We start from the raw sequence: 23,109 nt of genomic DNA, 5'->3' as shown, positions 1-23,109 counted from the left end.
CAGGAAAGGTGTTTACTTCTTTTCTCTTTGATAATACGTTACAATACTTGCCTTTGCAATAGTATTTGCCCATAGATTGTAACCAACAACGGCAGGATTTGTATTGGAGTCTAAGCCTAGTTTATCGATTTTTAGAGCATAAACGGTTATTATATATTGATGAAAACCGTGATTTTCGGGAGGACAAGGTCCGCCATATCCAGCCACACCATAATTGGTAACACCTTGAATTGCTCCTTTTGGGGTAAGATTTAAAGTTAAGTTTCCTGCATTTGTAACTAACTCGGTAATGTTTGCCGGAATATCAAATACTACCCAATGCCACCATCCGCTACCAGTTGGAGCATCAGGATCATACATGGTGATTGCAAAACTTTTAGTGCCTTCTGGCGCATTTGCCCAAGATAATTGTGGAGATTGGTTTTTACCTGTACATCCGAAACCTCCAAATTCTTCGGTTTTAGTGGCTTGTCCGCCTAAATCTTTACTACTTAAAGTAAATGTCTTTTGAGCGAAAATCGTACTTGTAGTAAATAGTAAACCAAGCAATGCTAAACTAATCTTTTTCATTTTTTAATTCTTTAAAATTATAGACTACAAAGATATTTTGCAAGGAAGGTTTAGGGATGTTCTAAGAAGTTCTAAAAGTGTTTCCAGAAGTTCATTTTTCTAGCTGGAACTGTTTAGGGGTAGTATTGTATTTGGTTTTAAAGGCTTGTGTAAAACTAGATAAACTTTCAAATCCTATTTCATAATAAATATCTACAGGGCGTTTCTTTTTGGTACTTAATAAGTAAGCAGAGTACTCCAATCTTTTTTCTTGGAACCATTTTCGGGGGCTTGTTTGATACTTTTGTTCAAAGTTTCTCTTGAAAGTAGAAATACTCATATTACATAAAAAAGCAAGCTCCTGAATGGTTAAATTATTAAGTTTATTACTTTCTATTACATCTGTAAAGCGCCTGTTTTGACTATCTTGGGCGAGTATATTATTTAAAAATCCAGTACCGTTTTTGTATAATAAATAGGTTAGTATTTCCTCAAGTTTGGTTTGTAATAAGCTATCTCGAAGGGAATGATCGTATGTCTTTATTTGGATTAAACTCTTTACAAAATGATGAACATAATCATCGTATTGGAATATTTCATAAGGTTTGGAACTAGGATCTGCAGTTTTTGAAACATTGTTTTTTTGCAATAATTTTAGAAGGACATCATCGTTAAAAAAGAGCAATACACTACGATATACATTGGTATCCGAAAGGTTTTCGGTCATTAAACAATTTCCTGATTTTATCAATAAGAACGCATCATTATTGATAATTGTTGCTTTATCTTTTGTAATGAATTCTTTAGTTCCTTCAAGTAAAAAACTTAAAACATTTGTATTAAGCATTACCTTATTCTTGATAGATGAGCTAGTTACACTATAATCAAAAATTTGTATCTCACTTTTAGAATCTATGTTTAAGTCGTTAGGAAGATTATGAATGTTCATTGTATTGTATACGATTAACGAAGATATATTATAATTACCAACTTACTCGTGTAATTATTACAGATTTATTATCATTTAAAAAGCCAACCGAATAATACTTTCCTGCATATATTTCTTTAATATATTCAGCTGAATATTTTTTGTCACCTTTTCTTTTTTCTATATAATCAAGTTCTTTAGCAGACATTTTGCTTTCCTTTTTAATGAAGGCTTTATTTTTCAGATTTGCTTCAAGTTTTTTTATATCTGTTATGCCAAATTCAACTAAAAACGAAGATGTATAATCTCCAAATAGATCAGGATATGAAGCGGTTTTGTATATTATTTCTCCCTTTTCAGGAAATTCCATTTCTGTAACTTCTTTAAAATCTTCTTTGTAGAAATCAGAATCTGGATAAAACGCATCGTATATAAAATATCCCGTAATAATTATCGGGATAAGTGCTAATAGCCTGTATTTTTTGTTAAGTCCTTTTTTCTTAATCCATTTATAGATGAAATAAGAAACACAAATTGGGATTCCAATTAATAAAAGGAGAACGATAATAAATAAAATTAATAATTGCATTTAGTTTTTTATCGTATTTCTTTAAATGTAAAAAATAACATCAAAATATAGGCGATTATTGGTAAATAAAACTTTTTAGTGATTTCTATAATTTCTTGCCATTCTATTTTGAAATTTTTTTCGTCAATTGGGATTATCCTACGGAAATCCCCACAAACACGAAAGATAGTTTTCTTTTTTTCTCCTCTTGAATAAGCAAACCAAATATCATTTTTATATGGAACATAAAATTTGGCATTTTGGATTTCTAGAATTTCAAGAACCTTAATAAAGCTCCAATATTCAGATTTATCTTCAAAATGAAATTTTATTCCATTTATAGAATCTTTAGTCGCAATAAGTTCTTTAATTCTTTTTTCAGCTGCATTTAGTTTCGCTTTATCGGAAGTTGAATTTCCTGTTAGGTTAACAGCAGTAAATTTTTTTGAATTTATAATAGGAACAATTTCTTCTTTATAATTTTCTTCATTCCAAGGTTCTAATTTTATAGAATTATAACTTGTAAAAGCATCATTCTTTTTTAAATATAGAATACACAAAATTGGAAGTAACATGATACTAATTAAACCTGCCGAATAATAAATTTTTCTATTGCATTTCTGCATATTTCCCTAAAGGTAGATGTTAAGTAACTTATCGTTTTAGTCTTTTTTATACACATTAGGATTAAAAAGTTCCATGTATATTTCTGGTTTTGGCAATTTGTTAAAACCATATTTTTCATAAAGCCAATCAGCAGTTGAGGTTAACAAAATCCAGCGTCTTAATCCTTGTAAATTTGGGTGACCCATTACAACTTCCATTAGTTTTTTAGAAAGCCCTTGTCCTCGATAATCATCTAAAACATAAATATCGCCTAAATAGGCAATAGTCGAAAAGTCAGAAATCACTCTTGCAAAACCTATTTGTTTGTCTTTATAAAATAGTCCAAAGTTTAGCGAATTGTCTATAGAAGTTTTTACGTTATCAAAAGGAATATTGTCACTCCAACCTGAATGTTTTGATAAAAAATCATGAATGGCAACAATGTCTAATTTAGCTTTATCAGTCGTAATAAAAAAATCTCCAAAAGAGTGTTCAGTTATTTTCATTTTTGGTTTTCTATTTTAGTATTGAAGGTGTTATTTAGCTATTTTTCGAACCTCAGGATTAACAAGTTTAGAGACTATGAAATAAATTCGTTTTTTAAGTATTATCTAATGGGTTCGCTCAATATGATTTACTAAGCGCTAATATAAAGCTAATTTTATTAAGATTAATACGTTATTTAGTGCTAACTCTATATTATGTAAAAACCTTCAGAATCAGTAATTTTGAAGGCTTTTATTTTTATTAAATTGTAGTTTTAATCTTTTTTGTAAATTCTTTCTTGTCCATCCTGAAAAACTCTTTTGATTCCTGTTACAGATTTATTTTCAGTAATAATTTTGATACGAAAATCGTCTATACCATCAACTAAAAATAAATCTTGTTCCAGAGGAGTAAGTAATAAAGTGACGATATTATTCCATTTGTAATATAAGCTATTATCTTCAAATACTATTTCGGCTTTCCCGTATTTTCCTTGATATGATTTTAAAATTGCATTATCTACATGTACTGGTTTTTGTCTGTTCTTTATGATAGGAATAAACCAATCGAGGTTGTTTAAAGAATCTTTATTTTTAGAAGATAGTTTTTGTAAGGCTATCAAATGCGATGTATTCAGTGCCTCTTCACTTTTGCATAAAACATCTGGCATAACACCTTTACCTTCAAAATCCGTATTTGTAATAGGATCTTTTACTTCTCCAAAAGGGATATTTACAGAAAAACCATGAGCCAAAACTTTTCGATCGATAGGGTGGGCGCCACCAGCTGTTTTTTCGCCTATAATTGTAACACGTTTTAAATTTTGGAGCGAATAACTCATCCATTCCGCTGCAGAAAAAGTAGCACCGCTTGTTAAAATATAAACATCGATATCATCCAGACGTTTACCAGGAACAGATGGTAATAACCACATTTCTCGCTCCAATTTTTTTCTGCCTTTCTCGTAATAATAGTATTTATAAAGAGGTAATTCTTTGTTAGAGTACAGATAACTACTAATAAATTGTCCCATCTCCATCGCTCCGCCATTATTTTTGCGCAAATCTATAATTAGAGCGTCTGTATTGCTTAAAATTCGCATCATTGCAGCTGCAGTTTCGCTTCCTATTGCAGGATCTTCAAAATAATTAAATTCTAAATAGCCAATATTTCCTTCCAGAATTCGCGCTTGTTGAAACCCAAAGTTCTTCTTTTTAGCTTCAGCTAATTCTTCCGCTTTTATTTTTTTAAATGTTTCTTTATCAGTGTCTTTTAGCTTACTTTCTGCCCATTCAGGATCAAACATTACTCTAAAATGTAAATCTTTGCTAATATCTATAAGATTCGAGGAGAGTTTAGAGGCAAATTCATTTGGATTTGAGATGTCCTTATACATTCCTTGCTTATAATTCTCATTCAGCTTTTTCTTTATCTCACCAATAGCATTTGGTCTGATATAGAATTCTTCGAGTTGTTTGGTTAACGAATCGATAATTTGTTTTTTATTTAATTCGGTAAGGTTTATTTCTTCTTTTGCAGTAGGATTTTTTTGAGAAAACGTGCAAACGGAGAATAGTAGCAATGCTAAAGTTACAATGTGTTTCATTTTTAGGAAGTTTTACAATTTGAAATTATTTTATGTAGAATTTTATCAAGTAATTCAATTTCATCAGCAGATAAACCGTCTAGAGCAGTATTGCGATTTAGCTTAAAAACAGGAGTTAATAGAACAATTGTTTTTTGTCCTTTTTCGGTTATAACAAGTTTGGATTTTCTTTTATCTAATTCATTTGTTTCCCTCGTTAGATAATCTTTTTTAACCATTAATTCTATTATTCGGGTTACCGAAGCATTATCCTTAAAGATTAATTTGGCCATTTCTATTTGAGAAATTGTTGCGTTATCGTTTAAGATAATTAATACCAAACATTGATCAACTGTAATATCATCTACAATCTTTTGGATGTTTTTTTGGCAAATTTTCCTGTATTCTTTAATTGTCTGTTCTATTGTATAAAGTACAGTTCCAGTTGGAGTTTTCTGCTTCATGCTTACTGATTTAGATTTAAAAGTATTTGATATATCAAATATAATTATTTATTTCAATATTGGTTATTATTTTTATTAAATTAGTTATGATTTTGTAAATGAGTTAATTATGAAGAGTAAAATGATTTTTGCCGCATTAATACTAGGTTCTGTATTATCGGCTAGTGCACAAAAGAGAATTACAATTACTGAATTACCGAAAGCATCACAGGAATTTCTGCAAAAATATTTTAGCCATTCAACAGTAGAGATTGTCAAAAAAGATGCTGAACATGGCGAAAAAGGGTATGAGGTAATACTTAAAGATGGTACCGAGATAGAATTCTGGAAAGATGGTTCTTATCGTGAAGTAGATGGAGGGAACAAACCAATTCCTACCGAGTTTATTGCCGCATCAATTAAAGAGTATGTTGCTTTTAAAGATGCTAAGGTTCTAAGTTGCAAAGGCTCAAAGGTTGATTGGTTTGTGCGTAAATCTTTGTAATATCAATCAGAACAAATAAATCATGACGATAAATCGATAAATATTATGGAATTTTTAGCGGAGATACTTCCTTCGTCAGGATGACAAGTTTGTGGTAAATGGTGCGCTGATTAAGCAAATTAAAGGTTTCTTTTAAGGAACTAAGGTTCTAAGTTACAATCCCGAAGCCTCGGGACAAAGGTTGATTAGTTTATGTATAAATGTACCTTTGTCAAAGTTTTTTTTAATTTGACAAAGGTCTATACATAAATTGATTAAGATTGCTATTTCATCTGCTTGCTAATTATTATATCATCCCTCAACCAGGCAAAGTTCAAAAGTAGTTTTACCATCTTCATTTTTATGAGCGAGATAACCACCATGTGCTTCGACAATACTTTTGGACAAGGTTAATCCAATTCCTGCACCTTCTTGACGGGTAGTAAAAAACGGCAAGAATATCTTGTTTTCTATTTCTTTTTCGATGCCTTTTCCGGTATCGGTAATTCGTATAAAAGTTCGGTTTTCTTTGGCTTCAGCCGAAATAATAATTTGTTTGTTTAAAGAATCTTCGAGTGCATAAATACAATTTGTTAGAAGATTAATCAGTACTTGTTCCATCTGCTGAGAATCGACATTTATCTTGCGATTTAAAGCGATTGTATTTATAACTTCTATTTGATTTTTTTGAAACAACGGAGCCATAATCTGAAGACTATTTTCTACCCAATACTGCAATTCTATCTTTTCTTTTTTAGGAGAGGGCAACATGGCTAACTTGCGATATCCTTCGATAAATTTTTGCAAATGGTCGCTTCTTCTTAGCATTGTTCCCACGCTATTTTTAATGTCTTCCAGGTCTTCGGTCGACATGGTGTCCTGATCGACCAAATCTTGTAGGTTTTGGCAAATAGAACGAATAGGAGTGATGGAGTTTAAAAGTTCATGAGAAATCACTTTCATTAAATTCCCCCAAGCTTCTTTCTCTTTCTTCTCTACTACATTTTGAATTGAATCTAGCAAGACAATAAAATAATCTAAATCGCATATTTCTGTTCTGGAAGTTTGCATAACAAAGGTTTGCACGTTTTCCTGATTCACACGAATTTCTAGTGATGTTTTAATTTCCTGAAAATCCTGATCTTCGATAACTTCGCATAAAGGTGGTAAATGGTTCTTTAGATATTTCCATTTAGAAATTTTAGGCACATCAAAATATTTGGAGAAATAGTCATTCATCAAAAAAATGTTCCATTCATCGCCATCTTTTTGCAGAATAAAAATTCCGGTTTCGATATTATTCAATATAGAGCGATATATAATATCTCTTGAAACTTGTTCTTTTTGGTTGTTTTTTAGAGTATCATATAAAGTAAATAAATCATCATAATTTTTGTTGAATTTATGCTTAGAAAAATCCGAACTAAAATCATTTTGCAATATCGATGCAATAGTTTTATTATAAAGTAAAACGAAATTACGAACATAAAAATACATTTCGCGTACAAGGAAAAAAACGATGAACAAGCTAAATATAGCAGTAAAAATCAATTCCTTTTTAAAGAAGTAAATAGCGATTTCTACACCAGATAAAATAAGTATTAATCTCAGGAAAAGAAGATTGTATATTTTTAATGATTTAAACATAGTAGATAGTAATGTTATTATTGGTTAAACTAGGTTGTCTATAAAGGAACGCGGATGATACGGATTTACAAAAGTAAAGACGCGGATAAAAACGGATTTTTAAAAAAAAAGTTAACCACAACCCGAGCCCGAAAGAGCGAACAGACGAAGTAATTGCACAAATTTTCACTAATTAAAAACTTTGCGACCTTTGCGTATCCCGTCCCGACGCTTCGGGATCGGGATTGCGTCCTTTGCGGTTAATTTCTCTACCACAAATTGCACAAATTAAAAACTTTGCGACCTTTGCGGTTAATCTTTTGTATGCTTTGCGGTTAATTTCCCTAAACACTTATGGATTAATATTGTATTTCTCTAAACGTCGGTATAAAGAACCTCTTGATAATCCTAGTTCTTCGGCTGTTTTGCTAATGTTGTTATTGTTCTTGAGTAATGCTTTTTCCACGGTTGCTTTTTCGACTGTGGAAAGCTGAATATCATCTGGATTTTCGTCATAAGTTGTTATTTCGTTTAAATCCAAATCAGAAACCGTAATGAGATTGTTTTCGCAAAGGATAACAGCGCGTTCTATTTTGTTTTCCATTTCACGGATATTACCTTTCCAAGCGTGCTTTTCGATTTGTTCGAATACTTTTTTGTCAAAAGTAATTTCGTCTCTTCTGTATTTAACAATCATTTTTTCCAAAAGATATTCTGCCAGAGGAATTTTGTCTTCGTTTCGTTCTCGCAACGGCGGCAGCACTATCTCCATCGTATTAATACGATAATACAAGTCTTCTCTAAAGGTTTTATCCTCAACTTCTAATTTAAGATTTAAGTTGGTTGCTGTTATGATGCGTACATTAAGAGGTCTGGCTTTTGTTTCTCCTAATCGGGTTACGGTTTTGGTTTGTATAACCTGCAAGAGTTTAGATTGTAAATGCAGCGGGACATTTCCTATTTCGTCTAAGAAAATAGTTCCGTTCTGCGCCATTTCAAAACGTCCGGGAGTATCAATTTTAGCATCGGTAAAAGCACCTTTGGCATAGCCAAATAATTCGCTTTCGAATATATTAGAGTTCAAAGATCCCAAATCGACTGCAATAAATGGATTGTTTTTTCTTTCGGATTGTGTGTAAATATGATGTGCCAAAACAAATTTACCAGTTCCGTTTTCGCCCAGAATCAAAACATTAGCATCGGTTTTTGCCACTTTATCTGCCAATGAATATGCTTTTTTTATAATCTCTGAATTGCCAATAAAGAAATCTTCTGCAGGTTCGTGGTCTTTCAGTTTCTTTTGGTCTTTACGAGATTTATCTACTGCTTGTTTTACAGATTCTAGTAGTTTTTTATTTTCCCATGGTTTTAAGATATAATCAAAAGCACCCGATTTTAAACCTTCTACAGCCGTTTCGACTTTACCAAAAGCCGTCATTAAGATTACTACTGTTTTTGGCGAAAGCGTTTTTATCTCTTTTAATAAATACAAACCTTCTTTTCCGTCCTCAAAACCTATTCTGTAATTCATATCGAGCAAAACTACATCGATGGTGTTTTTTGCCAATAATTCGACGATATTTTTTGGATTATTGAGCGTATAAATGTTCTCAAAATACTTTTTTAAGTACACTTTTGATGCAAAAAGGATGTCTTCCTGGTCATCTATAATCAATATTGAGGCATTTGTCTTTTTCATTCTTGTTCGGTTTTGGACGAAAGGTGTTCAATAATGGACACTTTTAAATTTAGCTTTAAATAAAAACTTAAAAATAAGCTAGTTACATATTTTTAATTTTTGGCATGAAAATCACTTTAAGACTAGTAAATCATCAAGTATGAGAATCATTATTGCTAGTAAATGTAACAAAAATAGATATTTATAGATTATGTTATCAATTATCTTAATTTAGGATCTGTTTTTTACTTCAGCGATACAATTCTTAGACAGAAAAACAAACATCAAAAATCAAATTATTATGATCAAAATTGAAAAGCTTTCTAAAATATTTAGAACTGAAGAAGTAGAGACAAAAGCTTTAAGCGAAATTTCATTAACGGTAAACGAAGGCGATTTTATATCGATCATGGGACCATCTGGAAGCGGAAAATCGACTTTATTAAATATCATCGGATTATTAGACAGTGCTTCTGGTGGAAGTTATGAATTGTTAGGACAGGAAATGATTGGATTAAAAGAGAAATTTGTATCGAAAGCCAGAAAAGAAAACATTGGATTCATTTTTCAGAATTTCAATTTAATCGATGAATTATCGGTTTATGACAATATCGAATTGCCATTAATTTACAACAATGTTCCATCATCAGAAAGAAAGAAAAAAGTAGAGAATATTGCGACTATATTAGGTATTTCTCATCGTTTAAAACATTATCCGCAACAACTTTCGGGAGGACAACAACAACGTGTGGCTGTTGCCAGAGCTTTAATTAATGACCCAAAAATTATTCTTGCCGATGAACCTACAGGAAATCTGGACAGTAAAAACGGTAATGAAGTAATGGAATTATTAACGGATCTTCATGCTAGTGGTTCTACAATTTTAATGGTTACACACTCTGATTATGATGCTTCATTTTCGCAGAGAACCATTTTAATGAAAGACGGTATTGTTCTTTCGGAAAAAAAGAATAATCGAAATGTAGATGTTTTAGTAAGTAACTCAATAAACTAAATCATGCTAAAGAACTGGATCAACGTATTTATTTATCACATCAAAAACAATAAGCTTTTTACGGCTTTGAATGTTTTGGGCTTGGGTATTGGAATTGCAGGTTTAATTTTTGCGATTTTATATTGGAACGACGAACAGAGTTATGACCAATGGAATCCTAATAAAGAAAATGTCTTTTTAGTCGCTAATCAAATGGATGCAACTACCTATTGGGCTTCGAGTTCATCACCAATAGGATCTGCGATACAGGCTGTAAGTCCAGAAGTAGAATCGTACTGTTATTTAAGCGGAAGTTATGATAATGAGATACTGTATTTTAATAATAAAAAAGTGCAATCTGACAAGGTTGTCGTAGCACAAAAAAACTTTTTTGATTATTTCCCTTATGAGTTTATAGAGGGGAATCAAAAAGCTGCATTACCAGATGTAAACAGTATTTGTTTATCGCAAGATCTGGCTATTACCCTTTTTGGAAACGAAACGGCTCTGGGTAAAAAAGTAGTTTTACAGAAAAAAGTTCTGATTGTAAGAGGTGTTTATAAGCTGGATAAAAAATCAGTATATAATCCTTCTTGTGTGGTCAATTTTATGGATGCAAGAGTAAAAGAAACGATTCAGCAATGGGGTAATTTTCAATTTGTTCTGTTGTTAAAATTAAAAAATCCGAACGACCAAAAACGAGTGACTCAAAATCTTCAAAAAATATATTTTGAAAATATGACAGCTCGTTATGCAAAGGATCAAGGTATTAAAATTGAAGAATTTATTAAGAAATTTGGCGAAGTAAAACCCCTTTTAGAACCCTTATCATCTATTCGTTTACATTCAAAAACTGGTAGTTTAATAGAAGCAAAAGGTAATCTTCAATTTTTACTTATTATGGTTGGGTTATCGGTTTTGATCCTACTGTTATCTATTGTAAATTATGTTAATTCGGCAACGGCAAATGCTATAAAAAGGGCTAAAGAAGTTGGAGTTCGCAAAATTATTGGAGCTTCGAAATTCTCTATAATTCAACAATTTATTTTTGAAACTGCTATCATTTCGTTGTTTTCAATTTTAATAGCATTGGTTATTGTCGAGATTTCTTTACCGTATTACAATGCTTTTTTAGAGAAATCACTTGTTTTACAAACTGGACAGTTTTACTCTCAGCTTGTTGTTATATTTTTTGTAACCGTTGTCGTGGCAGGAATATTTCCGGCTATTTATGTTGCTAATTTTGAACCGCTAAAGGTTTTAAAAGGAAATTTTGGGCGAAGTAAAAATGGTATCTGGCTTAGAAACGGAATGCTGATATTTCAATTTGCGGTAGCTACTTTCTTTATTATTGGATCTTATATTGTGTATGAACAAATAGAGCTTATGAACTCAAAAGATTTGGGTTTTAACGGAAAACAAATCCTTAATATCTCTTACAGAAATATTTACGGCGAAGCAATAACTGAAAAAGAACAATTTGCCCGCTACAACAGTATTAAAAACCAATTGCAACATATAAAAGGAGTACAACAAGTTGCAGGAGGTGGCTTTGTTTTTGGGAGTGGGGCAAAATCTGTAATATCCTATCACTATAAAGATAAAAATATTGATGGTAGTAATATGCCAATAGATTTTGGACTGTTGGAAATGATGAAAATAAAAATTGTAAAAGGGCGCTATCTGAGTCCGAAATTTGCGCAGGACACCATTACTTCGATGCTAATTAATGAAACTGCCCTAAAATTATTAAATGAAAAAAATCCGATAGGTAAAAAACTAAACTGGAACGGAAATGATGCTATTATTGTTGGGGTTGTAAAAGATTTTAATATCGGAAATCCGGGAGATCCAATACCTCCAATGTCTTTTTTCCATTTTAAAACAGTACCCTGGTTTCCCGGACTTTTGAATAATATTTATATTACGGCCGATCCTAAAACTATGCAGCAAACCATAGCTGATATAGAAAATCTCTGGACAAAAAAAGTAGATACAGAATATCCGTTTTCATACGATTTTGTAGATAAAGAATATAAAAGATCTTATAGTAATTATGTGAAGCAAAAGAATCTTTTCACTTTGTTGAATGTCATTGTTATTATAATTGCACTTTTTGGGTTATTTGCCCTGGCTTCGTACTCTATTGAGCGTCGCATGAAGGAAATTGCTATTCGAAAAACACTTGGTGCCGATACAAATGTTTTATTAAAAGAACTTTGTAAGCAATATGTTGTTTTCAGTATAATAGGTTTTTTAATCGCTTTATTTCCAGTGTATTATTTCCTCAATAAATGGTTGGATAATTTTGCTTACAGAATTAGCATTTCTGTTTATCCTTTTATAATCGGATTTACCGTCTTACTGGTATTAACATTATTAGTTGTACTTACAAGAGCTTATCAGGCAACCAAAATAGATGTTCTAAAATACCTTAAATACGAATAAGATGCTAAAGAACTGGATCAACATATTTATTTATCACATAAAAACCAACAAGCTTTTTACAGCTTTAAATGTTTTAGGATTGAGTATTGGAATTGCGGGATTAATTTTCGCGATTCTGTATTGGAACGAGGAACACTCTTATGATCAGTGGAATCCCGAAAAGGACAAAGTATACTCGGTCATGAATGATATCGGGGGAGGTAACATCTGGTCGGTAAATCCTACGACGACTGCTCCAATGCTAAAAATAATGTCGACAGCGCTGGATAGTTATTGTTATACCCAATGTCTATATACTAAAGAAACGGTAGCCTATAAAGGGAAGCGAGAATTATTAGATAAAATCTATACGGCTCAAAGTAATTTTTTTACTTTTTTTCCTTACGAATTTATTCATGGTAACGGAAAAACGGCTCTTATGGACCTTAATAGTATTGCTTTATCAGAGGAAACTGCTTCTCGATTATTTGGAAACGAAAACCCGATGGACAAGCAAGTAAGGTATTTGGATAAAATATTTATGGTTCGTGGAGTATATCGTTTAAATCATAAATCGTCTGTAATGCCAGATTTGGTCACTACTTTGATAGAAGAAGATTTAGAAAAGGATAAAGGAAAATGGAGTTATAATTATGGATTGATGCTTAAGCTCAAGAAGCAAAGTGACACAACTTCGATTAGAAAAGATTTGGATGCCATTTTTATAGATAATAATTTAAAAGTTTCAGCAAGAGAAGAAGGTGTATCGGTTGCGGAATATGTAAAGATGTATGGCGAACCTGTTAAAGCTAGTTTACTTTCCTTACCCAATACCAGATTATATTCGGGAAATTGTCCTTTTCCAGAAGGCAATGGCAATTTGTTATTCTTGCGAATATTGATGGGTTTATCAGTACTTATCCTATTACTGTCTATTGTAAATTATATCAATTTGGCTACAGCCAATGCAGTAAAAAGAGCCAAAGAAGTAGGAGTAAGGAAGATTGTTGGAGCTGGAAAAAAGCAAATTATAGCACAGTTTGTATTTGAAACGGCGTTAATTACACTTTTCTCAGTTTTATTGGCATTGGTAATGGTAGAACTTTCGTTACCATTTTATAATTCGTTTTTAAGCAAAGAACTTGTATTAAATGGAGCTCAGTTTTATGTTCAGTTAATACTTATTTTCGTAATTGTAATTTTAGTTGCTGGAGTTCTGCCTGCTATTTATGTGTCGAATTTCGAACCATTAAAAGTTTTAAAAGGAAATTTTTCTCGTAGTAAAAGCGGAATTTGGCTGCGAAATGGTATGCTGGTTTTACAATTTGCTATAGCTACTTTTTTTATTATTGGTTCATTTATAGTGTACCAACAGGTAAAATATATGAATGAAAAGGATTTAGGGTTTAGCGGAGCTCAAATTATCGATGTGATTTTTAAACCTCAGCAAGGCAAAAGTCAATTTGAAAGATACAAACTAATTAAGCAGCAAGCAATGAAGATTAAAGGTGTTGAGGCTGTTTCTGCAGGATTGTTTTCTATTGGTAGCAACGAGAATTCCTGGGATAGTTTTTCTTATAAAGAGAATAAAGGAATCTTAATTCAGCGTATGGGAGTCGATTTTGGAGTATTGGATATGTTGGGAATCAAAATTGTAAAAGGGAGATATTTAAATGAAAAGTTTTCTTCAGATACAATTTCGAACGTTTTGGTAAACGAAGCAGCTGTTAAGACAATGCAAGAAAAAAATCCGATAGATAAAGTAATTAATTGGCTAGGTAAAGATTATAAAGTTGTAGGCGTTGTAAAGGACTTTAATTACTTTGGACTTGAGAATGAAATAAGCCCGATGATTTTTGTACACATAACGGCAAGTGCTATTAATAAAGAGAACTTACATAATGTTTCTTTTAAAATTGCTCCGCAAGATATGGCTAAAACAATTGCTGATCTGGATAAGTTTTGGAGATCAAAAGTTGATGCAGAATATCCTTTTGAATATAATTTTGTAGATAAGAATTTTGCCAGAAACTATAAAAAGTATGAAAACCAAAGAGATTTATTTTCCTTATTAAATGCAATTGTTATTCTTATCGCCGTATTTGGATTATTTGCTTTGGCTTCTTTCTCTATGGAACGTAGATTACGCGAAATTGCTATCAGGAAAACACTAGGAGCAGAGACTAATGTTTTACTCAAAGAATTATCTAAACAATATGTAATCTTCTGTGTAATAGGATTTATAATAGGGATTATTCCAGCGTATTTCTTATTGCAACAATGGCTTGACTATTTTGCTTTTAGAATTAATATTCAGATATTTCCGTTTGTAGTTGCCTTTTTGTCTTTATTATTTTTAACACTAACTATTGTTTTGGCAAAAGCATATCAGGTTACTAAAATTGATGTTTTGAAGTATTTGAAATATGAGTAGTTTTTGAGGTTCAGAGGTTTTTTTAAGGTTCAGAGGTTCAGAGGGACAAAGGTTCAAAGTTTTTTAAGATTGAGTTTAAAATCTATAAAATAGAATATATGCTCAATTGTTTTCTTCGTAGTCTTGTAACTCTGAGCGTAGTCGAAGAGCCATAATGAGTTTCGACTAAGTTTATACTTTACGAACTCTTGTTACGTATAATTTAGGACGCGGATTTTAACGGATTTACTTCGTAAAGACGCAGATAAAAACGGATTTTTTTCTTATTCTTACTTTAAGAAATCCGTTTTTATCTGCGTTTTCGCGATAGCGAATCCGTTTCATCCGCGTCCAAACTTTTTAGATGGGGTTATACTCTAAGCGAGCTACGGAATCCTCTTACGGCATAGTATGAATCGGCACCGTTATGGTATATAAAGATAGTATTGTAACGAAAATCGGCAAAGATAGCACCACCGAGTTTTCTTATCTCCGCTGGGGTTTGTATCCAGCTGGATGTTTTTGTATCAAATTTTCCGAGTTTATGTAATTCCCGATATTCTTCTTCGTTTAAGATAGTAACACCCATAGTTGTTGCCATATTAATTGCACTATTCTTTGGCTTGTGTTCTTTTCTTGCTTCTAGTGCTACATGGTCATAACAAATACTTCTGCGCCCTTTGGGAGTTTCGGCTGAGCAATCGTAAAATATGTATTCGTCGGTGCTTTTATCATGTCCTACAACATCGGGTTCTCCACCAGTTTCTTCCATTTCATTAAGCGACCATAATTTTTCGGGATTGGCTTCTAGTTTAGCTTGTATTTTGGCCCATTCAAGGCTTTCGTGACGAGCCTTATTTTTTTCAAAACGAGTTTTTAATAGGTCAAGAAGTTCTTCTTGTTGTTTTGGGGATAATTCTTTTTTCATTTTATTTCTTGATTAAAAATTAAACTAAAATGGTTTTTCTGTCTGTAGGTCTGTAATACCAAGATATAACAGTTAGAACAAGTAATAATATTGGTCCAAAATATTCTTTGGCGCCATCACCGCTTGCAAAATGAGAAAATACTGCACCCGACATTGCAAAAACGAAACCTGCATATGCCCATTCTTTTAATAACGGAAGTTTAGGGATAAGAATTGTTATAACACCTAATATTTTCCAAACACCTAGTATGGTCAAAAAATACAGCGGATAACCTAAATGTGCCATCATATCGGCCTCTTCTTTTAGTTTTAATACTTGTACTATTCCAGTTGATAACATTCCTAATGCTAGCCAGAGTGTAGCAATCCAATAGATAATTTTATTTCTCTTTGTCATAATATTTTATTTTAATTTGTTAGCAATGTCTTGTAATCTGTTGTGAGCCATATTTATGCCTTGGGCAAAAGGTAGTTTTAGCATTTGATCTCGAAGTTCAACCGATTTATATATGATATGTATATCTAGTTTACTTGTATTGTTTGTAAGTTTTTCAAATTCTAAGAATTCAAGTTGTACAGCAAATGGTGTGTTTTCCATTTCAAAAGTTCGTGTGATTTTTTGGTTGGGAACAAACTCATGAATGGTGCCATTGGCTTGAAATACTACATTTCCGTTAGCGTTACTTGTTTGATATTGCCAACTGCCGTGTTTTTTATTTTCGAGTTTTAGTACTTTAGTCCCCATCCATTGTGCTACAATTTCGGGTTCGGTGTAGGCTTTAAAAAGCAATTCAAGAGGCAAATCAAATTCTCGTGTAATTACTATTTCCTGTTTGCCATTTTCAGCATTGATTTTTGTTTTTTTCTCCATGTTAGATAATGTCTTTATAGTTTTTCATTATTGTTTCTAATTTATTAAATCTGTCTTCCCACATTTGGCGGAATGGCTCAATAAAGTCGGATACGTCTTTCATCTTTTTGGGATTAAGGTGATAATAAATTTCTCTTCCGTTTTGTTCTTGTTTCAGTAATTCACACTCTGTGAGTATTTGTATGTGTTTAGAAATAGTTTGTCTCGATGAGTCAAAATTTGCTGCTATTGTACCAGGAGTCATTGCCTGTATTGCAACTAGACTTAATATTGCCCTGCGAGTAGGGTCGGCTATTGCCTGAAATACATCTCTACGAATTTTCATTTTGAAGTTATTTGACTGCTAATATAGTGCAGTTATTTGACTGCGCAAAATTTTTTCTGATATTTTTTTAGTTAATTGTTTGATTACTAAAGATAATAAGTGTTTTTTGGTTGATTTTTCTGCCACAGATTGTACAGATTAAAAGGATTTAAAACAAATGTTAGCTCAATTCTTTACGGTAAATTCTCGTATCAGTAGGATCAAAGTTTTGTGACCTTTGCGCATAAGTCTTGCGCTCTTTGCGGTTAAACTCTCGCCACAGATTGCACAGATTAAATGGATTTAAAACAAAATTCAGGTAAGTTCTTCTCTGTAAATTCTTGTATCGGTGAAACAGCTTTGTAGACTTTGCGTATCCCGACGCTTCGGGATTGTGCTCTTTGCGGTTAATTCTTACTACAGATTTTCGAACCCGTTTAATCCTGTTTTTAGGAGTTATTCTTACTTATTACTCAAACGATGTAGTTTTTTGTAACTTGTTTATTACAAAATAATTAGAATAATTTGTTTTTAAAGAAAACTATCCATATTATTGTTATTTGTTTAAAGTTTTTACTTACAAAAAAAGTATATTGTATAATTAAGCAATCTGAAAAAATGAAAAAACACTACTTATTACTCCTGTTTATTTGTCCATTATTCATGCACTCCCAAGATATCCTTTGGGAAAAATCGTATGGGGGAATACATGCAGATTATCTTTTTGATGCACAACCCACAGCCGATTATGGTTTTATACTCGCAGGAAGTTCTTTATCTGATAAAACAGGTAATAAGACTGACAACAATAATGGAGATCTAGATTATTGGATTTGGAAAATGGATGAAAAAGGGGAGTTAGTTTGGCAGAAAAGTTTTGGAGGTAGTGGTTTTGACTTGTTACAAAGCATAAAAAACACAAGAGATGGTGGTTTTATTCTTGCAGGAACTTCGAATTCTCCAAATGATTTCCAGAAAAAAGATCCTTGTAAGGGAGGTACTGATTTTTGGGTAATTAAGCTAGATGCCAATGGTGAGGAACTATGGCAACGAACTATTGGTGGCAGTGGTCAGGATGAACTTTTATGCGCTTTCCAGACCAGAGATGGAGGATATATACTTGGAGGTTCCTCTAGTTCGATTCCAGAAATAACAGACGAAACGATAGAAATTACACAATCATTAGATTTTAAACCAAATATATATACCAAATCGGAGAAAAGCCGTGGCAACATGGATTATTGGATTGTAAAATTAGATAAAGCGGGAGTTGTAGAGTGGCAAAAGACATACGGAGGCGAATATGCCGATGTATTAAGAAGCATGGAGCAAACCCAAGACGGAGGATATATTTTGGGAGGATATTCTAATTCTCCACAATCGGGAGATAAAACAGAACCTAATGCAGGGATAGGAGATTATTGGATCATAAAGATTGATGGTGTGGGTGGTATCGAATGGCAAAAAACATACGGAGGTAATGGAGACAATCAGTTGTATGTAGTTCATCAAACACTAGATGGCGGATATATAGCAGGGGGAAATTCAAATAGTACCAGTCCGCTTACTTCTTTGGGGGGTATGGTAGGCAATGGTACCGATTATTGGGTATTAAAGCTCGATGATAAAGGAGATGTTGTATGGAGTAAGACTTATGATTTTGGTAAAACGGATATTTTGACCTCTTTGGTCGAAAACCAAGATCAAACCTATTTAATTGGAGGGTATTCTCAAAACGAAAATGAATACGCTAAAGATGGAATTGCCGGAAAAGTAGCAGGACTTGTCAATAAAAACAAAGAGGCAGGATATATTGCTTTAAAAATTGATGATAAAGGCGAAGAAATCTGGAAGAAAAATGTAGCTAGCAATGGTGATGATGTGCTACAAAAACTATTCGAAACCAGAGATGGAGGTTACTTAATGGCAGGAACATCTAACTCCGGTACATCCAAACAGAAAAAATCGACTATAGGAGGTAATGATTTTTGGGTAGTCAAGCTAAAAGACAAGACCAAACCCGAAAAAGTTAAAGCCAAAGGCATAGAAGCCATTCCTAATCCTGCAGTAACATTTACCAATATTATTATAGGATATGAGTATGAAAAAGGAACGGCTACGGTTGTAGATATGGCGGGACGCATCCTCCAGCAGTTCGCAATCACAGACCGGACCGTTCCTATTGATTTAAGCCGTTACCCTGAAGGAATTTATGTGGTGAATATAAAAACCAATGTACAAACGGATGGTGTGAAAGTAATAAGAAGAGGGAGAAATTAAAAAAATAAAATAGAGGCCATGAGATATAGCATATTAACAATACTACTTTTAGTTTATTCTTCAGTTTTTTCGCAAACAGAGGTAAATAACATTGTCCCCTTAGCACCAAATACTGCTGCCTTTGTAAGGTATGGAGAAGTACCTGTCAATAATTTTACAGGTACGGCAAACATATCAATTCCTATTTATAACATTAAGACAAATGCATTTAATTATCCTCTGGAATTAAATTATCATACAGGAGGTAATAAAGTTGAAGATATTGCTTCGTGGGTTGGTTTAGGTTGGTCTTTAGGAACAATACCCATGATTTCTAGATCAGTCAAGGGTATACCAGACGAAGAAACTGGTGGCTTTTTTAATAAGTTCAGTGAACTGTCTATTGAGAAGGTGTATAGGTTAAGTAATAGTGATATTAAAAAACAGCGATTTATGAGCGCATTAGCTGCTGGAACTGCAGATTCTGAACCAGATATATTTTACTTTAATATATTGGGTAAAAGTGGCAAATTTATATACAGTCAAGAGCATAATCAATTTGTAACACTAGAAGAATCACAAATAAAAATCACTTATAATGATAATGGAATTTTCAAGATAATTACAGAGGAAGGTTACGAATATACATTTTCTGAAAAAGAGATTTCCTATGTTGACAATACAGAAACTACAACGGCATGGTACGTTTCTAAAATTGTTTCACCAAATAAGAGTGAAGATATTGTTTTTGAATACGATTTGGAAGTACAAACACTAAAAACAATGACGCCTAAAACGAAGTTAATTTTTATGAGTGGAGTAGCTAGTGATACAAGAGATATTACCGAAGGGCCTATAACAACTATTACTACATTACATTCTAATCTTTTAAAAAGAGTTTCTTTTAATGATGGAGTTGTTGAATTTAATCGAAATATAATCGAAAGATCAGACCTTCAAGGCGGGTATAGTTTGAAAAATATTAAGGTAAAAGATTCTAAAAAAAATGAAGTATTAAGTTATGATTTTGAATATAAGTTTGTTACAGGTGGAAGTTGTTACAGTAAAGAAACGTATTCAAATAAATGGATGTTGTTAGAAAAAATTAGAAATACTACTTCATTAACAAGCTCAATTGGGCATGCTTTTTTTTACGATGAATCTTATTTTCCACCTTGTCGTAATAGTCCAGCTCAGGATTATTGGGGATACTATAATGGAGCTACTGACAATATCGATTTAATTCCTACAATATTTTTGGAGAGCAGACCAATCGAAATTAAAGGAGCCAATAGATTCGTTAATCCTTCTAAATCTCAATTTGGTATATTAAAGAAAATAATATATCCTACTGGAGGATATACCGAATTTGATTTTGAAAATAATGATGGCTATTCGACTAAATTACCTGATGTATATTTGGTTGATGCTGCTTCCATAGACAGTAGTACTGTAATAGGACTTGATGAAAGTTACGAAGAGACTTTTACTATAAATAACCCTCCAGACCCTTTTTTAAATGGAAATAATCCTTTAGGTGGAGCATACGGTGATTTTAGTATGGGATGTAGTGGATGTGGTCTAAAAAATGGAATTGCAGACGCTAATATTAATTTTAGTTTAACAAGATTAGCAAGTTCTACATCACCAGCATATACTTTTTATATATCAAGAAATTTTAATTCCTATCTGCAAAATGGAGACTATATATTAAATGCCCATATAGCTGGTGCTGGTCAGGATTTAGAAATAAAAGATTTTTTTGTTTCTGTTACTTGGAATAAATTAAATCCAAATAACAATCCTAAAAATATTAATAAATATATTGGTGGATTAAGAGTTAAGGAAATTAGAAGTTATCCAGATGCTTTGGCTTTACCTATAACAAAAAAGTACAAGTATAAAAAGGATTATTTTTCTGACTTGAGTTCAGGTAAAGTTTTTAATGAACCAAAGTTCATTTTTGAAGACGATATTATAGTGGGCGCAGGTGAATGTGTTGGTGGACATTGTGATGGCTATTACCATAGGTTAAAATCATACAACAATATTCAGCAAGTAACGTATTCAGGAGCTAATGTAGGTTATGAAACTGTTATAGAAGAATCTAATGATCCTAACAAAACAGGGGTGACTATTTACAATTATACACATTCGATGGATTTTGTGGTTAATAAATTCCCTTTTCCGCCCCCAATTAGTATGGAACTATTTAGAGGACAACCAAAAGAAATTTCATATTATAAAAAAAATGGATTAGCATCATTAACTTTAGTAGAAAAGAAAGAATTTGAATATGATGCGTTTTTGAGTAATACTCAGATAAGCGCTTTAAAAAATATATTTGCTTTTAAAATTGGTAGATTTTATTTTTCTAATAATATACTTCTCACATTTTGGGATACTCACATGGCACTAGAATATGAGATTACTGCAAATGTTAATTTATTGTCTAGTGAAAAAACTACAAGGTATTTTGATAGTGGAAATTTAGTCACTGTAAAAAAATATAACTATAACAGTCTAAAACATTTTTTATTAACCTCGGAAACTATAACAAACTCCAAAGAAGAAGCCTTAGAAACCAAATACTTTTACCCTCAAGATCCACAAATGGCAAGTGAGCCATTTGTAAAAGAACTAATTGCCCAAAACAGGGTTGGAGTACCGTTGGATGTACAAACATTTAGAAGAGGAATAAAGCTATCGGAGCAAAAAACAGTTTATGATAAAAGCATTGCCACCAGTAATTTATTATTACCGAGTTATATACTCGAAAACAAGGGGACAGCGGCATTAAATCCTGTTACCGACAAGAAAATATCCTATGATTTTTATGATGACAGAGGGAATCTCTTGCAATATACTCAAGATGGAGGTACGCCAACATCTATTGTATGGGGATATGATAAAACATTGCCTGTTGCCAAGGTAGATAACATTGCTTATAAGAACATCCAAACCTATTTGGTTAATGGAGTACAAAATGCTTCATCTTGGGATAAAGGAACCGAAGGCGATATGATTATTGCATTAAATAGATTTTGGTATGGGTATTCAGGATTATATAATACATTGATAACTACTTATGCATATAAACCATTGGTAGGAATAAGCCGTATGCGAGATATAAACGGCACAATGACTTACTATGATTACGATGATTTTAATCGATTAAAGTTTGTAAAAGATAATGATCAGAATGTTTTACAAGCCTATTTCTACAATTACAAAGGGCAGGTTATGGATATTTCGCTAGATGTTGCTCCAGTATATCGTAATACAGCAATAAGTAAAACTTTTTATAGAGCTAATTGTAGTTCAGGGCTTACTGGACCTTTAGTATATTCAGTTTCTGCTGGAACTTATACTTCTGTAATCTCACAGCAAGATGCAGATAATAAAGCGTTGAACGATATGAACATGAATGGGCAAGTTAATGCTAATAGAAATGGATATTGCGCTTTTTGGAATAAGGAGAAAAGTGGTGTTTTTACCAAGAATAATTGTGCATCTGGAACAGCAGGAACTTCTGTAGTGTATACGGTTCCTGCAATGACTTCTTATTCTCTTACTTCACAAGCAGCAGCAGATGAAATTGCACAAACATCTGTAAACAAAAACGGGCAAGCTTATGCAAATGCTAATGGTAGTTGTATTTATTTAAGCAATGAACTAAGTGGTTATTTAAATATGTTTTCGGAGTACCTCGGTATGGTAAAGGTTGCCTATCTCGTCCCAGCGGGTGAATTTAGTTCTACTATTTCGCAGGATGATGCCGACAATCAGGCTCAAGAAGGATTATCTCAATGCTGGCAGGAGTTTAGTTGTGGAGTGGAGCAATATCAAGATTTTGCACCAAATATTCCACCAAATAAAATACCAGACTTTAAGGGATATGATTGTAAGAATGTAGTATTTACAATTATGCAACCTTCTTATGAAACAAACTAATCATAA

At 32.4% G+C, this 23,109-nt stretch carries 19 protein-coding genes; 6 read left to right on the top strand and 13 right to left on the bottom strand.

Annotation, left to right across the window (positions count from 1 at the left end):
• Nucleotides 1–12: 12 nt before the first annotated feature.
• From ACJ6WR_RS00595 to ACJ6WR_RS00565, 7 genes are all read right to left on the bottom strand, one after another.
• The gene (locus ACJ6WR_RS00595; protein WP_409416755.1) at nucleotides 13–570 is read right to left on the bottom strand and encodes a YbhB/YbcL family Raf kinase inhibitor-like protein; all 558 of its coding nucleotides are present in this window, start codon (nucleotides 568–570) and stop codon (nucleotides 13–15) included.
• A gap of 91 nt (nucleotides 571–661) precedes the next feature.
• On the bottom strand, nucleotides 662–1,498 hold the full coding sequence (locus ACJ6WR_RS00590) for a helix-turn-helix domain-containing protein (RefSeq protein ID WP_409416754.1): 837 nt from the start codon (nucleotides 1,496–1,498) through the stop codon (nucleotides 662–664).
• Nucleotides 1,499–1,532: 34 nt separating this feature from the next.
• Nucleotides 1,533–2,066, bottom strand: a complete 534-nt coding sequence (locus ACJ6WR_RS00585) for a hypothetical protein (RefSeq protein WP_409416753.1) — start codon at nucleotides 2,064–2,066, stop codon at nucleotides 1,533–1,535.
• An 8-nt stretch (nucleotides 2,067–2,074) separates the two neighbouring features.
• Nucleotides 2,075–2,620 (bottom strand): hypothetical protein, encoded by a 546-nt coding sequence (locus ACJ6WR_RS00580; RefSeq protein ID WP_409416752.1) that lies wholly within the window; start codon nucleotides 2,618–2,620, stop codon nucleotides 2,075–2,077.
• An 87-nt stretch (nucleotides 2,621–2,707) separates the two neighbouring features.
• Nucleotides 2,708–3,157: a GNAT family N-acetyltransferase gene (locus ACJ6WR_RS00575; RefSeq protein ID WP_409416751.1), complete on the bottom strand. Its 450-nt coding sequence runs from the start codon at nucleotides 3,155–3,157 to the stop codon at nucleotides 2,708–2,710.
• Between the two features lie 254 nt (nucleotides 3,158–3,411).
• On the bottom strand, nucleotides 3,412–4,743 hold the full coding sequence (locus ACJ6WR_RS00570; protein WP_409416750.1) for a S41 family peptidase: 1,332 nt from the start codon (nucleotides 4,741–4,743) through the stop codon (nucleotides 3,412–3,414).
• Between the two features lie 2 nt (nucleotides 4,744–4,745).
• Nucleotides 4,746–5,186, bottom strand: a complete 441-nt coding sequence (locus tag ACJ6WR_RS00565; protein WP_323489528.1) for a MarR family winged helix-turn-helix transcriptional regulator — start codon at nucleotides 5,184–5,186, stop codon at nucleotides 4,746–4,748.
• Nucleotides 5,187–5,295: 109 nt separating this feature from the next.
• Between ACJ6WR_RS00565 and ACJ6WR_RS00560 the strand changes: the two genes are divergently transcribed.
• Nucleotides 5,296–5,670, top strand: a complete 375-nt coding sequence (locus tag ACJ6WR_RS00560) for a PepSY-like domain-containing protein (RefSeq protein WP_409416749.1) — start codon at nucleotides 5,296–5,298, stop codon at nucleotides 5,668–5,670.
• 291 nt (nucleotides 5,671–5,961) lie between these two features.
• Here ACJ6WR_RS00560 and ACJ6WR_RS00555 read toward each other — a convergent pair whose 3' ends face one another.
• Together ACJ6WR_RS00555 and ACJ6WR_RS00550 are read right to left on the bottom strand one after the other, a co-directional pair.
• Nucleotides 5,962–7,296: a sensor histidine kinase gene (locus ACJ6WR_RS00555; protein WP_409416748.1), complete on the bottom strand. Its 1,335-nt coding sequence runs from the start codon at nucleotides 7,294–7,296 to the stop codon at nucleotides 5,962–5,964.
• A 331-nt stretch (nucleotides 7,297–7,627) separates the two neighbouring features.
• On the bottom strand, nucleotides 7,628–8,974 hold the full coding sequence (locus ACJ6WR_RS00550; protein ID WP_409416747.1) for a sigma-54-dependent transcriptional regulator: 1,347 nt from the start codon (nucleotides 8,972–8,974) through the stop codon (nucleotides 7,628–7,630).
• Between the two features lie 280 nt (nucleotides 8,975–9,254).
• Here ACJ6WR_RS00550 and ACJ6WR_RS00545 point away from each other — a divergent pair, with 280 nt between their 5' ends.
• Genes ACJ6WR_RS00545 through ACJ6WR_RS00535 form a run of 3 tightly spaced genes read left to right on the top strand, consistent with a single transcriptional unit; the run spans nucleotide 9,255 to nucleotide 14,808 of the window.
• The gene (locus ACJ6WR_RS00545; protein WP_086893840.1) at nucleotides 9,255–9,968 is read left to right on the top strand and encodes an ABC transporter ATP-binding protein; all 714 of its coding nucleotides are present in this window, start codon (nucleotides 9,255–9,257) and stop codon (nucleotides 9,966–9,968) included.
• 3 nt (nucleotides 9,969–9,971) lie between these two features.
• Nucleotides 9,972–12,395: an ABC transporter permease gene (locus ACJ6WR_RS00540; protein ID WP_409416746.1), complete on the top strand. Its 2,424-nt coding sequence runs from the start codon at nucleotides 9,972–9,974 to the stop codon at nucleotides 12,393–12,395.
• Nucleotide 12,396: 1 nt separating this feature from the next.
• Complete coding sequence (locus ACJ6WR_RS00535) at nucleotides 12,397–14,808, top strand: ABC transporter permease (RefSeq protein WP_409416745.1); 2,412 nt, start codon at nucleotides 12,397–12,399, stop codon at nucleotides 14,806–14,808.
• Nucleotides 14,809–15,157: 349 nt separating this feature from the next.
• Here ACJ6WR_RS00535 and ACJ6WR_RS00530 read toward each other — a convergent pair whose 3' ends face one another.
• Genes ACJ6WR_RS00530 through ACJ6WR_RS00515 form a run of 4 tightly spaced genes read right to left on the bottom strand, consistent with a single transcriptional unit; the run spans nucleotide 15,158 to nucleotide 16,911 of the window.
• Entirely contained in the window at nucleotides 15,158–15,715 is a 558-nt protein-coding gene (locus ACJ6WR_RS00530; RefSeq protein ID WP_039118256.1) for a DUF4256 domain-containing protein, read from the bottom strand.
• Between the two features lie 19 nt (nucleotides 15,716–15,734).
• Complete coding sequence (locus ACJ6WR_RS00525; RefSeq protein ID WP_323489535.1) at nucleotides 15,735–16,112, bottom strand: DoxX family protein; 378 nt, start codon at nucleotides 16,110–16,112, stop codon at nucleotides 15,735–15,737.
• 6 nt (nucleotides 16,113–16,118) lie between these two features.
• A complete protein-coding gene (locus ACJ6WR_RS00520) occupies nucleotides 16,119–16,586 on the bottom strand; it encodes an SRPBCC domain-containing protein (RefSeq protein WP_409416744.1) in 468 nt (155 codons plus the stop codon).
• Nucleotide 16,587: 1 nt separating this feature from the next.
• The gene (locus ACJ6WR_RS00515) at nucleotides 16,588–16,911 is read right to left on the bottom strand and encodes an ArsR/SmtB family transcription factor (protein ID WP_409416743.1); all 324 of its coding nucleotides are present in this window, start codon (nucleotides 16,909–16,911) and stop codon (nucleotides 16,588–16,590) included.
• A 597-nt stretch (nucleotides 16,912–17,508) separates the two neighbouring features.
• Here ACJ6WR_RS00515 and ACJ6WR_RS00510 point away from each other — a divergent pair.
• On the top strand, nucleotides 17,509–19,170 hold the full coding sequence (locus ACJ6WR_RS00510) for a T9SS type A sorting domain-containing protein (RefSeq protein WP_323489537.1): 1,662 nt from the start codon (nucleotides 17,509–17,511) through the stop codon (nucleotides 19,168–19,170).
• An 18-nt stretch (nucleotides 19,171–19,188) separates the two neighbouring features.
• Nucleotides 19,189–23,103, top strand: a complete 3,915-nt coding sequence (locus ACJ6WR_RS00505; protein ID WP_409416742.1) for a DUF5977 domain-containing protein — start codon at nucleotides 19,189–19,191, stop codon at nucleotides 23,101–23,103.
• The last annotated feature ends 6 nt before the right edge of the window (nucleotides 23,104–23,109 follow it).

The organism is Flavobacterium sp. PS2, from assembly GCF_046250155.1.
Lineage (GTDB): Bacteria > Bacteroidota > Bacteroidia > Flavobacteriales > Flavobacteriaceae > Flavobacterium.
This window is presented reverse-complemented; position numbering and strand designations above follow the sequence as displayed.

Coding starts and splice junctions, on each gene's coding strand:
- ACJ6WR_RS00560 (WP_409416749.1), top strand. CDS start 5,296: ATGAAGAGTAAAATGATTTTTGCCGCATTAATACTAGGTTCTGTATTA.
- ACJ6WR_RS00570 (WP_409416750.1), bottom strand. CDS start 4,743: ATGAAACACATTGTAACTTTAGCATTGCTACTATTCTCCGTTTGCACG.
- ACJ6WR_RS00590 (WP_409416754.1), bottom strand. CDS start 1,498: ATGAACATTCATAATCTTCCTAACGACTTAAACATAGATTCTAAAAGT.
- ACJ6WR_RS00565 (WP_323489528.1), bottom strand. CDS start 5,186: ATGAAGCAGAAAACTCCAACTGGAACTGTACTTTATACAATAGAACAG.
- ACJ6WR_RS00525 (WP_323489535.1), bottom strand. CDS start 16,112: ATGACAAAGAGAAATAAAATTATCTATTGGATTGCTACACTCTGGCTA.
- ACJ6WR_RS00585 (WP_409416753.1), bottom strand. CDS start 2,066: ATGCAATTATTAATTTTATTTATTATCGTTCTCCTTTTATTAATTGGA.
- ACJ6WR_RS00520 (WP_409416744.1), bottom strand. CDS start 16,586: ATGGAGAAAAAAACAAAAATCAATGCTGAAAATGGCAAACAGGAAATA.
- ACJ6WR_RS00555 (WP_409416748.1), bottom strand. CDS start 7,296: ATGTTTAAATCATTAAAAATATACAATCTTCTTTTCCTGAGATTAATA.
- ACJ6WR_RS00505 (WP_409416742.1), top strand. CDS start 19,189: ATGAGATATAGCATATTAACAATACTACTTTTAGTTTATTCTTCAGTT.
- ACJ6WR_RS00535 (WP_409416745.1), top strand. CDS start 12,397: ATGCTAAAGAACTGGATCAACATATTTATTTATCACATAAAAACCAAC.
- ACJ6WR_RS00575 (WP_409416751.1), bottom strand. CDS start 3,157: ATGAAAATAACTGAACACTCTTTTGGAGATTTTTTTATTACGACTGAT.
- ACJ6WR_RS00540 (WP_409416746.1), top strand. CDS start 9,972: ATGCTAAAGAACTGGATCAACGTATTTATTTATCACATCAAAAACAAT.
- ACJ6WR_RS00580 (WP_409416752.1), bottom strand. CDS start 2,620: ATGTTACTTCCAATTTTGTGTATTCTATATTTAAAAAAGAATGATGCT.
- ACJ6WR_RS00510 (WP_323489537.1), top strand. CDS start 17,509: ATGAAAAAACACTACTTATTACTCCTGTTTATTTGTCCATTATTCATG.
- ACJ6WR_RS00550 (WP_409416747.1), bottom strand. CDS start 8,974: ATGAAAAAGACAAATGCCTCAATATTGATTATAGATGACCAGGAAGAC.
- ACJ6WR_RS00595 (WP_409416755.1), bottom strand. CDS start 570: ATGAAAAAGATTAGTTTAGCATTGCTTGGTTTACTATTTACTACAAGT.
- ACJ6WR_RS00530 (WP_039118256.1), bottom strand. CDS start 15,715: ATGAAAAAAGAATTATCCCCAAAACAACAAGAAGAACTTCTTGACCTA.
- ACJ6WR_RS00545 (WP_086893840.1), top strand. CDS start 9,255: ATGATCAAAATTGAAAAGCTTTCTAAAATATTTAGAACTGAAGAAGTA.
- ACJ6WR_RS00515 (WP_409416743.1), bottom strand. CDS start 16,911: ATGAAAATTCGTAGAGATGTATTTCAGGCAATAGCCGACCCTACTCGC.